The sequence below is a fragment of the Dyella marensis genome (assembly GCF_900112865.1).
GTDB classification, from domain to species: Bacteria; Pseudomonadota; Gammaproteobacteria; order Xanthomonadales; family Rhodanobacteraceae; genus Dyella_D; species Dyella_D marensis_A.
In genome coordinates this window covers 21,604-35,002 of record NZ_FONH01000025.1, presented here as the reverse complement: position 1 = coordinate 35,002, position 13,399 = coordinate 21,604, and the positions used below count along the sequence as shown (strand labels likewise).

Sequence of the window (13,399 nt, the reverse complement as noted above, 5' to 3'; positions counted from 1 at the left end):
TCGGGGTGAGCGCAGCGAACCCCAACGGGCGGTCGTTTCAAACGCCCGGTTAGCCGTGTGGCGTTTTGTTGGGGTTCGCTGCGCTCACCCCAACCTACGACGTGCGTCTACAACAGGCGCAGCAGTCCCTTCATCAGCGGCAGCCGGCGCACGCGCACTGCGCTGACCCGGAACACCGCATTGGCCAGTGCCGGCGCGGCGGTGGGCATGGCCAGGAAGCTGGCGGCGGCCGGATCGCGGTCGCCGGGCACGATGATCACGTCCACCGCATCGGGCAGCTGGGCCATGCTGGCCAGCGGATAGTCCTTGTAGCTGCGCTGCTGCGGCTGGCCGTCCTTGAAGGTGATGGCGAGATTGAGCGCGGCGGAGAGCGCATCCAGCGTGGCGCCGGCGATCTGTCCCTCGAGGCCGAGCGGATTGATCACGCGGCCCACGTCGACCGCGCAGACCACGCGTTCGATATTGAGCTTCTCGCCCTGCAGCGAGGTCTCGATCGCATGCGCCACGTAGGCCCCGTCCATATGCCAGCACGCCATGCCCAGCCCGTTGACCGTGCGCAGCCAGTTCCTCCACTCGATGCGGTCGGCGACCAGCTTGAGCACATTGATCAACCGGCCGGTATCGAACGAGCCGCCGCCCTGCAGCGGCACCTCGCGCGCCTCGCCGAGCAGGCGCAGGCGCGTGACGAGCGGGTCTTCCTTCAGCGCGTTGGCGATCTCGTCGACGAAGCTTTCCACCGCGAACGCGTTGCTCACATGCGGCATGCCGCGATGCGGGCCGCGCGGCAGCGCGGACTGCAGCGCATACCAGTCGCTGCGGTAATTGGGCACCAGGCCGGCGGGCAGCTGGTTGACGTCGACCTCGGAGGTCCACAGCCGCTGTTCCGGCGTGCCGCGGCGGGCGAGCGCGGAGGCGCTGGCCATGCGCTGGTCCCAGGTGACGATCTGGCGCTTGCGGTCCAGCGTGGCGCTGAGCCGGTGCACGCTGGCGGGGCGGTAGAAGTCGTGCGCGAGGTCTTCCTCGCGCGTCCACAGCAGGCGCACCGGGCGGTCGGCCAGCTTGGCCAGCATCACCGCCTCGGCCACGAAGTCGTGGTCCAGGCGACGGCCGTAGCCGCCGCCGACGCGCGGCACGCGGATCTCGATCTGGTCCGGCTTGAAGCCGGTCAGCCGCTGCACCACCGACCAGGCGCGCTGCGGCGCCTGGGTCGGCGCGACCAGCACGGCGCGGTCCTTGTCCACCCGCGCCAGGCAGTTCATCGGCTCGGCGGTGGCGTGGGCCAGCCACGGCTGCACGTAGGTGGCGTCGACGCGGCGCGCGGCTTTCTTCGCCATGCCGTCGACGTCGCCGTCGTTGCGCACGCGCATGGTGGGGGTGTTGTCCCTGGCGGCGGCATCCTTGGCCGCGGCGCCCTTGGCGGTGGCCTCCCTGGGATTGACCAGGTCGTTCGCCTGCTGCTCCAGCGCGGCGCTGGATTCGCTGCCGCTGGGGCCCGGCTTCCATTCGAGCTTGAGCTTGGCGCGCGCCTGCAGCGCCGACCAGGTGTCCTCGGCCAGCACGGCCACGGACGGCGCCAGCGGCGTTTCGCCGGGCAGCAGGCCGGGCTCGGGCTTGAGCTCGACGATCTTGACCACGCCCTTGACCGCTTCGGCCTCGTGGAAATCCTTGTCGGCCAGCGTGCCGTCGACCCACGGGCAGTGCACCAGCACGGCCACCAGCGCGTCGCCGAAATAGTTGTCGATGGCGAACTGGGCCTGGCCGGTGACGATGGCGCGCGCGTCGACGTCGCCGGCCGGCTGGCCGATCAGGGTGTAGCGGTCGGGCGTCTTCACCGGCACCGGCGCGGTGGGCGGGGCGACCTTGGAGGCGGCCTCCGCCAGCGAGCCGTAGTCGAAGCGGCGGCCGTCCGGCGAGATCACCGCGCCGCCCTGCGTGCGCAGGCGGTCCGCCGGCACGCCGAGGCGGCGCGCGGCGGCCTGCATCAGCAGCCAGCGGGCCAGCGCCCCGGCCTGGCGCAGGTCGTGCCAGGCGGCGGGGATCGAACTGCCGGTGCCGCCGACCTGGTGGCCGTAGATCCAGCGCGGCTCGCCATTGCCGTTCTCCACGCCCAGGCCCAGCGGCACCACGCTCACGCGCGCCCAGTCGGCGTCCAACTCGTCGGCCAGGATGCGCGGCAGCGCGGTGGCGACGCCGGTGCCGGTGTCCGGATCGCGCGCGCCGATCAATACATTGCCGTCGGCGTCGATGCGCACATAGGCGCCCAGGCCGTACAGCGTGTCGCCGAGCATGGCCGGCGGCACCGGCGCATCGCCGGCTTCGGCGTAGCGCACGCCGACGATCAATGCGCCGGCGGTGCCGGCCAGCACCTGCAGGAAGCGGCGGCGCTGGGGCAGGGCGGGAGTGTTCTTGCGGCTCATGCATGGCCTCCGGCCATCGCCGCGGAAGCGCGCTTGATCGCGCGGCGCACGCGGGTCTGGCAGCCGCAGCGGCACAGGTTGGGCAACTGGTCGATCTGGTCGTCGCTCGGCTGCGGATGGCGGTTGAGCAGGTCCAGCGAGGCGATCAGCCAGCCCGGCGTGCAGTAGCCGCAGCCGATCGCGTCCTCGTCCACGAAAGCCTGCTGCAGCGGATGCAGCTTGCCATCGGCGGCCGCCAGGCCTTCGACGGTGGTGACTTTCTTGTCGGCCAGCTCATGCATGGGCACGCTCGCGGCCGACACCGGCTTTTTGTCGACCAGCACCAGGTCGGCGCCGCCCAGGCCATGGTCGCTGGCGTACTTGGTACCGGTGAGGCGCAGCACGTCGCGCAGGTACCACAGCAGCGGCATGTCCGGATCGCCGGTATGGCGGAACGGGCGCCCGTTGATCTCCACCTCGATGCCGTCGCGCACCTTCTCGGGAGTGATGCTGCTGGTCGGATTGCTTGCCAGGGCCTGCGCCTGCGCCATCGTGAAACTCTCCTTGCCGATCCGGTGCATTGTGGCATCGCCGGGGCGGCTTGGGGACTCGCCCGCGCGTCCGCGCCGGGCCCGTGGTTCATGTGACCGGTGCTGACGAGCGCCGCGAGGGGATCAGGGCGACTGCGAAGGCAGCGCCGACGCGGGGAACATCCGACGCCAGACATGGAACACCGGGATGCCCACCGCCATCACGGCGAGCACGATGCATGCCTGGATCGGCTTGGCCAGCAGGGTGGCCACGACGATCCAGCCGACGACGCCGACGAAGATCAGTGGCAACACCGGATAGCCGGGCACGCGGAAGTCGGCGCCACCTTTGTCGCGCGAGCGATACCAGAAGATGGTGACCACGCCGACGGCGCAGGCGAGCCAATCGCCAAAGGTCGCGTAGTCGAGCAATTGGCCGAAATTGAATGCCATGGCGAGAAACACGGCCCAGCCGGACAGGAGCAGCAGCGCCACGTTCGGCGTGCGGTGGCGCGGGTGCAGGCGCGCCACGTTGCGGAAGAACAAGCCATCGTCGCCCATCACCTGCAGCACGCGGGCGCCGGCCACCAGGGTGATGTTGCAGAAGCCCAGGGTCGAAACGGCGATGCCGATGGCAATGACCTTGGCGCCGATCGGGCCGAACACGCGGCTCATCACGTCAGCGGCAGGCGTGTTGCTGCGGGCGAGACCGTCGTGCCCGAGCACCGCCAGATAGGCGACGTTGACCAAGGCATACACCACGATCACCGCGAGCATGCCGAAGAACAACGCCCGCGGCAGCGTCCGCTGCGGCTCGCGCACTTCGCCGGCAAGATTATTGAGATAGGTGAACCCCGAGTAGGCAAACAGCACCGGCAGCGCCGCGCCGATGAAGCCCACATTGCCGCGCGCCGGATCGCTCGCCAGCACGCCCGCGCCATCGGCGCCGGCCAGGAACAGCCCGCACACCACCAGCACCGCCACCGCCAGCAGCTTCAGCAGGGTGAACAGGTTCTGCACCTGCGCGCCGAGCTTCAGGCCGAACAGGTTGATGCCGGCCACGAACACCAGCGCGCCGGCCGCCAGCGGCTTGATCGTGCCCGGCGGCAGGCCGAACACGCCGGAGGCGTAGCTGGCGAAGATCGTCGCCACCGCCGCCGCCGAGCCGGAATAGATCACCAGCAGCATGGTCCAGCCGAACAGGAAGCCCGCGAGCGAGCCGAACGCCTCGCGCAGGTACACATAGCTGCCGCCCGCATGCGGGCGCCGCGCGCCGAGCTCGGCATAGCACAGCGCGCCGATCAGCGTGAGCACGCCCGCGCCCACCCACACCAGCAGCAGGGCCAGGCCCGATTCCGTGCGCTGCGCGGCAATGCCGGGATTGAGGAAGATGCCCCCGCCGATGATCCCGCCGACCACGATCATGGCGGCATCCCACGAAGTCAGTCGCCGCATGTAACCGGATGCCGGGGTATCGCTCATGGAGGGGCCGCCCTGTGGAAAAAACTGGCGGCGAGCATGGCGGGTATCGAAGGAGGGGGCAAGCGTTCGGCCGCTCTGGCCGAGCTGGGGCCGAGGGGAACACCCATCGCTTTCCAGGGCACTCGACGATTCCGTACGCAGCCGCGTGCGCTCCAGAGCTCCAGATAAATCCGGGTTACCTGCTTTTTTGCGCTCCCTACGATGCGCAGCCCCATGACTTTCTATGACAGAAATGCCGCCGTCGAAGCGGCCGGGGTTCATCCGCAACGGGGCTGGTTAATGCGCTCCCTTATTCATCAATCTCCAAATCGGTAAATCAAATGACGCATTGGATTTCGAAGACCGCCCTGGCGGTGGCAATGGTGACCTCCGGCGCGGCGATGGCGGCCGACGGCGGCCAGTTCTTCGTCAACGGCCAGATCGGAAGCCAGAAGGTTTCCACGTCCAAGGCGCTGAAGGGCGTGAAAAAGAACGAGCTGATCGGCACCCTGCGTGCCGGCTATATGTGGAACAACGGTCCGCTCTCCTACGGCGCCGAAACCGGTTATGTCGTGCTGGGCAGCGAAAACGGCGTTATTGCCAAGGAGTCCAACGGCGTTTCTCCCCGTATCGTGATGCCTGAGCAGGCGTTGAGGGTCAAGACCAATGGTTGGCTCTTCGGCGGCAACGCAAAGCTGCATATCGGCGACAGCTGGTTCGTGTCCGGCCGTGGCGGCCTGTTCCGCTCCAACCTCAGGGTGCGTACCGGCGAGGTCAACAAGCCCGCGAGTTCGTCCCACAAGAGCACCAAGAACGGCTATTACGCCGGCGTCGGCGCGGGCTACGATTTCAACGAACACTTCGGCCTGGGCGCCAACTTCGACTACTACCGTGCCCGCGTGAATCTCGGGAGCGGCGTGAAAACCATCGGTGGCGGCTATGAAGTCTATGGTGTCACCGCCGAGTATCGGCTCTAAAAAAGCGACATCACCCGGTGTCATCCGATGCAATAGGACAGCGGCCGCTTGATGCGGCCGTTTTCTTTCGGGAGCAAGCCAATCGCGCCAAAAAAACCGGCCCCTCGCGGGCCGGCCAATGTCGTTGAAGCGGCTCCACCGCAGGACATACACCACGGTCGCCGCGAGCATGCCTCCGCTTCAGTCGGCATTGCCGGCGATTCCACGCAATGAATACAGCGGCTCCAGCAGCCACTCGTAGATCTTGCGATGCTCGCCCAGGATGTCCGCCTCGAGTGCCATGCCAGGGCGCAACGGCTCCTGCCGGCCGTAGGTCATGACGGTTTGCGCCTCCAGCGTCACCGACACGCGATAGTACGGTTCGGTGGCCTGGCCGTTACCGGCCAAGGCCGTCGATTCGCCGGGATTGACCGCGCTGCGCGAGATCCGGCGTACCCGGCCGCGATAGTGCCCGAACTTCTGGTACGGGTACGCCTCGTAGCGCAGCAGCACGATGTCCCCCGGCTTGACGAAGCCGATGGCGCGGCTGGGCACCATCAGCTGGGCACGCAGTTCCGAGCCTCTGGGCAGCAAGCTCAGCAAGGGTTGTCCGGCCTTCAACGCCTGGCCCGCTTGCACCAGACGGCTGGCGACCAGGCCTGCGACCGGCGCTTTCATCAGCAGCTCGCCATGGGTCTCCTGCTGCACGCGCTCCTGGTTGAGCAGGGCGCGATCGCGCCGGATCGTCGCCAGCTGTGCCTGCCGCTGTGCCCGCAGTTCGTGCAGGGATTGTTCCATCTGCGCCATGCCGCGGTAGATCGACGTCGCCTGCCGCTCTAGGGTCTGCCGCTCGCCCGTCAGTTCCAGCAAGGCCTGTTCCTGCTGGTTGACCTGCAGCTGGCTGACGTATTTCGCGTGGGCGATGCGTCGATAGCGCTCGAGGGTATCGCGGCCGAGACGAATCTGTTCGCCCCGCGTCGCGAGGGATTCCTTCACCTGGCGCAGTTCCTTGCCTGCCATCGCCAGCTGTCTTGATGCACCGGCCATCTGCGCGTCGATCTGCGCGACCTGCGCGTCTCCCAGTCGCTGCACGTTGAGCTCCCGCACGGCCAGTTCCTGGCGAATGACGGTCAGTACGTCCTGCCCGGCTGCAGTGGCGCGCGGTACGTCGATCCGTGCCAGCGGGTCACCGGCGGCGACCAGATCGCCTTCTTCCGGAAACAGGCGTCCGACCACGCCGGCAACCGGCGCCGCCACGGTGGACAGGCCCAGGCTAGGTACGAGCTGTCCGGTCACGCGCGAGCGCCGGCTGTACTGGCCGCAGACGAGGAAGCCGATCACGGTCGCCGCGGCGGCGACCGAGAACCCGGCCAGCACCCACGGTCGTGCTGGCTGGGCCAGCGAAATTCCGCCGAGCTGGATGCTCCGCCTGGACTCCAGTACTTCGCGGCGAAAGAGTTCGCCCGTCATGCAGGACCGGTGGGCATGGCTTGGGCTGGCCGCGGTGGTGGCCGCCATTCCTTTGCAATGCGGCCGCCATGCAGCACCAGCACCCGGTCGGCGCTGGCGATGGTTTCGGGGCGATGGGCAATGATAATGCGGGTCATCTTGAGCGCACCGACGGCCTCGTTGACCAGGCGTTCGCGCTCCACATCGAGATGGCTGGTCGCCTCGTCCAGGAACAGGAAGCGGGGATTGCGGTAAAGCGCGCGTGCCAGGATCACTCGCTGCTTCTGCCCGCCCGACAGCGTCGTACCCATGTCGCCGATCAGGCTGTGATAACCCATCGGCATGGCTTCGATCTCCTGATGGACTCCGGCACGGCGGGCGGCGTCCTCGACGCAGCGCAAGTCGTAGCCGTCATCGCCGAAGGCGATATTTTCGGCCAGGCTTGCGGCAAACAACTGGTCTTCCTGCATCACCGCGCCGACCCAGCGGCGGAAGTGTCGTGGGCCAAGACGCTGCAGATCTTCACCATCGATGAGGATCGAGCCCGCTGTCGCCGGCAGCAGTCCCAGCAACAGTTTCATCAGCGTGGTCTTGCCGCATCCGGAGGGGCCGACGATCGCCAGCGATTCGCCGTCTTCGACGGCGAAGCTGCAGTCCTTCAACACCCACGGTTCGCCTTCGGCGTAGCGAAAGCCCAGCCCTGTCACCTCCAGCCGCGCGTGCTCGGGCATCGCAGGTTCGGACCGGCCCTGGTCGGCTTCCGGCTCGGCCAGCGCGATGTCCGCCAGGCGTTCCCCATGCAGACGGAGCATGCGAAATTCGACCCACTTGTCGATCAAGGTGGCCACGCGCTGGGCGAACTGGTCCTTGTAGGCCAGGTACGCCACCAACATGCCGACGGAGAAGGCGTCGGAAAGCGCCAGCACCGCGCCGATCCAGATCACCGCAATGCGCTCGGCGCCGAAAATCAGCTGGCTGGCGGAGTTGAAGCCAAGGCCAAGCCTAGCCAAGCAGACTTCACTGTTGAGCGTATCCTGCATCAGGTTGGCATGACGCGAGCGACGCACGGATTCGCAGCCGGCGACTTTCACCGACTGGATGCCGCGGATCGATTCAAGCAGATGGGTCTGCTGCAGCGCGGCCGCGACCAGCTGCCGCTCGGTGCCTGCGCGCAGCGGCCCATAGACCAGCCAGCGCAGGCTCAGATAGAGCGTCGCTGCCAGCAGCGTCACCAGAGCGAGCTTGGCGCTGTACAGGAGCATCATGCCGAGTGTGACCACCGCCATGAGGCCGTCGATGAACGCCTCGACGAAGTGGGTGGTAAGGGTCTGCTGGATCGCCTGCACCGCGCCCATGCGCGAGGTGATGTCGCCGAGGTGGCGCTTCTGGAAGAAGTCCAGGGGCAGGCGGAGCAGGTGGGCGAACACATTGCCCATCCATTGGAAGCCGAGCCGGGTCGAAAGGTAGATGACGCTCCAGCCACGCAGCAGGCCGATGCCCAGCTGCAGCAGCAGGGCAAGACTGAAGCCGAGGCCCAGCACGGCGAGCAGATCGCGGTCGGCCGTGACCAGCACCTGGTCGACCACCCACTGCATGAAGAACGGAGCCAGCAGCACGAACACCTGCAGGGCGACCGACAGGAGCAGGATCGGCGTGATAGCCCGGTACAGGCCGCTGATGCGACCCGTAAGCTGCAGCACGGAAATCCGCGGGAGGGCACGCCGCGGCTGGAAGGTCGAGGTCGGCGTCAACTCCAGCGCGATGCCGGTGAAGTGCTTGGAAGCTTCGGTGCGCGGAAGCGTGCGCTTGCCGGCCGCCGGATCATGGACGGTGAGCCGGTCGCGCTTGACCTTCGCCAGCACGACATAGTGGTTCAGGTCCCAATGCAGGATGCACGGCAGGCTGAGTCGATCGAGCTGTTCCAGCTCCAGCCGCAGCGGGCGGCCTTGCATCTGGATCTGCTCTGCAACATGCATCAGCCGCAGCAGGTTCATCCCCCGGAGCGACGCCGGAAAGCGGCGTCGCAGTTCGAACAGGCCGATGCGTTGTCCGTGCGCCGCGGCAATCATGGCCAGACACGCCAGACCACATTCCCCAGTCTCTGTTTGGACGATCGCCTCCATCGTCAATGTGCCAAGGACCGGCAGTCGCCCCGATCGATGGCCGCGGAGGCGAACCACGAGCCCGATGCATGCCGGGTGCAGCACACAACGGGGAAGTGGCTTTCAAAGCGGCAATGCAAACCAGGGCTCCTTCTTGGGTAAAGGTGCCCGCTCCGAAGAAGGGGCACGGGATGATTCTGGTGTGATTGAAATCAGGGCCGGCATTCGGCGACGTAGAAGACTCCGCGTCGCAGGAATATCGGCGGGCCGAACATGCCCGGTGTGGGGTAATCGCAGATTCCAGGCGCCGTGATCCGCTTCCCGTCGTCTACCAGCCAAATAATGCGGCCGTTGCCGCCGTTGACGGTTTCCAGTTCTTGCATGGTGAGTTCTCGCATTTTCTTTCTTTCCGTTCTGGCAATGCTGCACGGGTAGAAAAACACACGGAGAGCTTGCGCGAAATCGATAGACGTCCAGCAATCGACGCAAAAACGCCAAAAAAAACCGGCCCCTCGCGGGGCCGGCCAAAGTCCTGTATCGCTTAAGACGTTTCAGAACGCGCGCAGGAACAGGTCGAAGTTCGCCACGTTGAGCGTGCCGATGCCCGAACCCGGCTCGTAGCCGCCCTTGCCCTGGTAGAACCAGTTGTCGCCCTGGCGGATGTCGTTGAAGCCGCTCCAGCTGCCGTAGCCGAAGATGTTCTGCAGCGCATACACCTGCGGATTCCAGAAGCCCACGCGGTGGCCGGCGCTCTGCGTCAGCAGCGCGCTGATGCCGTTGAGCTGCGGCGCCACGAAACTGGTGCCGCCGTTGCCGGCGGTGGCGCCGCCGTCGACGCTGGAGACCACGATGTAGCCGGTCTCCGGATCCGCATTGAGCGAGATGTCCGGCAGGTTGCGGCCGTGGAAATTGCCCGGCAGCTTCAGCAGCACCTGCGGACCGGTGGTGTCGTTGTAGGTCAGCGTCTGGTTCTTCTCGCTGGTGCGCACGCCCTGGGTGAACAGCTGGTAGAACGGCCGCTTCCAGTACACGCTCACGCCGCCGCCGGCGCCGACTGAGAACAGGTCGATCGCGCCCTGGCCGACGTACTTGTCGAAGTAGTTCTGCAGGTAGTCCCAGCCCCACACCTGTTCCTTGGTGATCGACTCCACCGGGCCCGTGCGGAACTTGTAGCTGAAGGGCGTGGTGGTGCCGCCCGCGGCGGTCATGAAGGGATCGGAGGCCGGCGAATCCACCGTCAGCGGTGCGTTGAAGGTGCCCGGCGTGGTGCCGACGCCGAGGCCGCGCACCGTGTCGTAGGCGCCGGAATCGCCGGTGGCGGCGAAGAACGACTGACCCTGCACGGCCGCTTCCAGCAGGATCTGATGCCAGATCTGCAGGTCGCCGACGTCGGTGGTGTCGGTGTTCTTGGCGCCGTCCACGTTGAGCGCGGCGAAGTTGTAGATCTCCGGCAGGCCCCAGCTGGTGGAGATGGTGTCGGCCACGTTGTCCGACACCGCCTGCAGCGCGGCGTTGGTGAAGCTGCTGCCCGAGTTGGGCCCGTGGTAGACCAGGATGTCCGCCTCGGGCGCCAGGCCGCCGGCCTGTTCCACGTCCAGCGAAGTCTCGCCGCTGCCGCCGTCGATCGGGGCGCCGCCATCGACCGGAACCTTGGTGATGCGGTTGGCCTTGGTGGTCAGGCCGATGCCGTCCCAGTAGGCCTGCACGTCGTCGACATAGAAGTCCGACAGCGTGACGATGGCGACCGTGGTGCCCTTGCCGGTGATGCCGCGCGCGTACAGCGGATTGATGTTGTACAGGTTGGCCACGTCGCCGACGGTGTACTCGCCCGGCACGCCGGTCGCGGTGGGATTGCCGGCGGCGGGCTTCGCCGTGGCGGCGATGCTGGCCTGGGTCTTGGCCGCCGGCTGCAGCGTGACCTTGGCCGCGTCCGGCGCGGTGATGCGGTGCGACAGCACTTTGTGCTCATTGCTCAGGCTGGAGCCGAGCAGCACGCTGTCGGCGATCGAGGCCGGCAGGACCGGCGCCTTGGACGGACGATGGAAGACATCGCCGCTTTCCTTCGACCGGTAGTTGTGGATCGGCGCCTGGAACGCGGTGGCGAACTGGCTGATGGTGCCGCTGGTGCGGATCGCCATGCGGTTGGGCAGCAGCGTGCCGGTGAGGCCGTTCTGGCGCAGGAAGTCCTGCACCCGCTTGATCTCCTGGTCGGTCGCGCCGTACTTGTCGGCGAACTGCGCGGTGCTCAGGAAGCGGCGGAAGTTCGGATGGCCGGGTGTCACGGTCTGCTGGATGTACTGCTCCAGCTGCGCCTGGTTGTGCAGCTTGAGCACCAGGGTGACGTTGACCTTCTGGTCCGCGCTGGCGGCGCCCAGGTCCGCGGCGGGCTTCGTGCCGGCGGCGAATGAAGCGGTGGAGACGGTGGCGAACAAAAGCGTCAGGGACGCGGCGAGGGTCTTGCGGTGAAGCTTGGCGAGCATGTGCGTTCCTCCGTGGATGGACCCGGATGCGCGGACACGAACGAACGGCGAGGCGACAGGTGCCAACGCCGCGCTCCGCAGCCAGGCCGGCTAAGCGCTGCTTTGGTCAATGCGAAGAACTTCCCCGCCGATACGCGGCTCCCCTGAAGGCCGAGGTATCGGTTCGGCAAAGCTAGCGCTTGGCGGTGCCGGAGCCAAGAAGTTTCCTATGGAAATTTTCTTATTAGATCGCCGAAAAATCCGAGGCTGCGACCGGATGGCTCTCGGCAACTCGTTGGTTCTCAAGGGAAAGAATGGGCGAGTGTTGGCCGTTATTTCTTAGGGCTTAATCCATCCGGTTTGGGAGCCAGCGCACGCTTGCGGCACAATGGCCGGGTTGTGCACCGCGAAAAACCATCGCGCGGCGCACCGCTTCTTCCCTCCAGTCCCCAGCCGCCGCCATGACCACCATCAAGCAAGACGATCTGATCCAGTCCGTCGCCGACGCCCTGCAGTACATCAGCTACTACCACCCGGTCGACTACATCACCAACCTGGCCCAGGCCTACGAGCGCGAGGAATCGCCGGCGGCACGCGATGCGATGGCGCAGATCCTGATCAATTCGCGCATGGCGGCCGAAGGCCATCGCCCGCTGTGCCAGGACACCGGCATCGTCACCGTGTTCCTCAAGGTCGGCATGAACGTGCGCTGGGATGCCACCCTGTCGCTGGAAGACATGGTCAACGAAGGCGTGCGCCGCGCTTACAACCATCCGGACAACAAGCTGCGCGCCAGCGTGCTGGCCGACCCGGCCGGCAAGCGCCTCAATACCAGGGACAACACGCCGGCGGTGATCAATGTCTCGATCGTGCCGGGCGATACGGTCGAGGTGATCGTGGCGGCCAAGGGCGGCGGTTCGGAGGCGAAATCCAAGTTCGCCATGCTCAACCCGTCCGATTCCATCGTCGACTGGGTGCTCAAGACCGTGCCGACCATGGGCGCCGGCTGGTGCCCGCCCGGCATGCTGGGCATCGGCATCGGCGGCACCGCCGAGAAGGCCATGCTGCTGGCGAAGGAATCGCTGATGGAGCATATCGACATCCAGGAGCTGATCGCGCGCGGCCCGCAGAACCGCATCGAGGAACTGCGCCTGGAGCTGTACGAGAAGGTCAACGCGCTGGGCATCGGCGCGCAGGGCCTGGGCGGCCTCACCACGGTGCTGGACGTCAAGATCAAGGACTATCCGACCCACGCCGCCAACCTGCCGGTGGCGATGATCCCCAACTGCGCCGCTACCCGCCATGCGCACTTCACCCTGGACGGCTCCGGCCCGGTGATGCTCGAGGCGCCGTCGCTGGAGCATTGGCCGAAGCTGACCTACGACTCCTCCAAGGGCCGCCGCGTCGACCTCGACACGATCACCCGCGAGGACGTGGCCAGCTGGAAGCCGGGCGAGGTGCTGCTGCTCAACGGCAAGCTGCTCACCGGCCGCGACGCCGCGCACAAGCGCATGGTCGACATGCTCAACAAGGGCGAGCCGCTGCCGGTCGATTTCAAGGGCCGCTTCATCTATTACGTCGGCCCGGTCGATCCGGTGCGCGACGAAGTGGTCGGCCCCGCCGGCCCCACCACCGCCACCCGCATGGACAAGTTCACCGAGCAGGTGCTGGCGCAGACCGGCCTGCTGGGCATGGTCGGCAAGGCCGAGCGCGGCCCGGCGGCGATCGAGGCGATCAAGCAACACCAGTCGGTGTACCTGATGGCCGTGGGCGGCGCCGCCTACCTGGTGTCCAAGGCGATCAAGTCCTCGCGCGTGGTGGGCTTTGCCGACCTCGGCATGGAGGCGATCTACGAGTTCGACGTCAAGGACATGCCGGTGACCGTGGCGGTCGACTCGGCCGGCACCTCGGTGCACCAGACCGGCCCGAAGGAATGGCAGGCGCGGATCGGCAAGATTCCTGTAGTCGTGGCCTGACCAGGGCGTAAGCCCCTCTCCCTCCGGGAGAGGGGTTGGGGTGAGGGTGCGGGCGGAGCGGTGCGCCTGA

General features: G+C 66.9%; 9 protein-coding genes. 2 read left to right on the top strand and 7 right to left on the bottom strand.

The window, feature by feature from the left end; translation table 11 throughout:
• Positions 1 to 107 precede the first annotated feature (107 nt).
• The 3 genes from BM172_RS20035 to BM172_RS20025 form a co-directional block, all read right to left on the bottom strand.
• Positions 108 to 2,417 carry a xanthine dehydrogenase family protein molybdopterin-binding subunit gene (locus BM172_RS20035; protein WP_026636868.1) on the bottom strand — a complete coding sequence of 770 codons (2,310 nt, stop codon included), beginning with the start codon at positions 2,415 to 2,417 and terminating at the stop codon, positions 108 to 110.
• Positions 2,414 to 2,947: a (2Fe-2S)-binding protein gene (locus BM172_RS20030; RefSeq protein WP_051549199.1), complete on the bottom strand. Its 534-nt coding sequence runs from the start codon at positions 2,945 to 2,947 to the stop codon at positions 2,414 to 2,416. Before BM172_RS20030 ends, BM172_RS20035 begins: the two co-directional genes overlap by 4 nt.
• A gap of 123 nt (positions 2,948 to 3,070) precedes the next feature.
• Positions 3,071 to 4,408, bottom strand: a complete 1,338-nt coding sequence (locus BM172_RS20025; RefSeq protein ID WP_026636866.1) for an APC family permease — start codon at positions 4,406 to 4,408, stop codon at positions 3,071 to 3,073.
• Positions 4,409 to 4,728: 320 nt separating this feature from the next.
• On the opposite strand from BM172_RS20025, the gene BM172_RS20020 reads away from it, so the two are divergent.
• On the top strand, positions 4,729 to 5,364 hold the full coding sequence (locus tag BM172_RS20020) for an outer membrane protein (protein WP_081805324.1): 636 nt from the start codon (positions 4,729 to 4,731) through the stop codon (positions 5,362 to 5,364).
• A 180-nt stretch (positions 5,365 to 5,544) separates the two neighbouring features.
• Here the strand turns inward: BM172_RS20020 and BM172_RS20015 are convergent, their stop codons facing one another.
• From BM172_RS20015 to BM172_RS20000, 4 genes are all read right to left on the bottom strand, one after another.
• Entirely contained in the window at positions 5,545 to 6,861 is a 1,317-nt protein-coding gene (locus tag BM172_RS20015; RefSeq protein ID WP_428844774.1) for an HlyD family secretion protein, read from the bottom strand.
• On the bottom strand, positions 6,810 to 8,915 hold the full coding sequence (locus BM172_RS20010) for a peptidase domain-containing ABC transporter (protein ID WP_035324207.1): 2,106 nt from the start codon (positions 8,913 to 8,915) through the stop codon (positions 6,810 to 6,812). Before BM172_RS20010 ends, BM172_RS20015 begins: the two co-directional genes overlap by 52 nt.
• Positions 8,916 to 9,106: 191 nt before the next feature.
• On the bottom strand, positions 9,107 to 9,292 hold the full coding sequence (locus BM172_RS20005) for a hypothetical protein (protein WP_026636864.1): 186 nt from the start codon (positions 9,290 to 9,292) through the stop codon (positions 9,107 to 9,109).
• Positions 9,293 to 9,445: 153 nt separating this feature from the next.
• Complete coding sequence (locus tag BM172_RS20000; protein ID WP_026636863.1) at positions 9,446 to 11,374, bottom strand: S53 family peptidase; 1,929 nt, start codon at positions 11,372 to 11,374, stop codon at positions 9,446 to 9,448.
• A gap of 440 nt (positions 11,375 to 11,814) precedes the next feature.
• Here BM172_RS20000 and BM172_RS19995 point away from each other — a divergent pair, with 440 nt between their 5' ends.
• Positions 11,815 to 13,329, top strand: a complete 1,515-nt coding sequence (locus tag BM172_RS19995; protein WP_026636862.1) for a fumarate hydratase — start codon at positions 11,815 to 11,817, stop codon at positions 13,327 to 13,329.
• The last annotated feature ends 70 nt before the right edge of the window (positions 13,330 to 13,399 follow it).

Coding starts and splice junctions, on each gene's coding strand:
- BM172_RS20025 (WP_026636866.1), bottom strand. CDS start 4,408: ATGAGCGATACCCCGGCATCCGGTTACATGCGGCGACTGACTTCGTGG.
- BM172_RS20000 (WP_026636863.1), bottom strand. CDS start 11,374: ATGCTCGCCAAGCTTCACCGCAAGACCCTCGCCGCGTCCCTGACGCTT.
- BM172_RS20005 (WP_026636864.1), bottom strand. CDS start 9,292: ATGCGAGAACTCACCATGCAAGAACTGGAAACCGTCAACGGCGGCAAC.
- BM172_RS20010 (WP_035324207.1), bottom strand. CDS start 8,915: ATGGAGGCGATCGTCCAAACAGAGACTGGGGAATGTGGTCTGGCGTGT.
- BM172_RS20020 (WP_081805324.1), top strand. CDS start 4,729: ATGACGCATTGGATTTCGAAGACCGCCCTGGCGGTGGCAATGGTGACC.
- BM172_RS20030 (WP_051549199.1), bottom strand. CDS start 2,947: ATGGCGCAGGCGCAGGCCCTGGCAAGCAATCCGACCAGCAGCATCACT.
- BM172_RS20015 (WP_428844774.1), bottom strand. CDS start 6,861: ATGGCGGCCACCACCGCGGCCAGCCCAAGCCATGCCCACCGGTCCTGC.
- BM172_RS20035 (WP_026636868.1), bottom strand. CDS start 2,417: ATGAGCCGCAAGAACACTCCCGCCCTGCCCCAGCGCCGCCGCTTCCTG.
- BM172_RS19995 (WP_026636862.1), top strand. CDS start 11,815: ATGACCACCATCAAGCAAGACGATCTGATCCAGTCCGTCGCCGACGCC.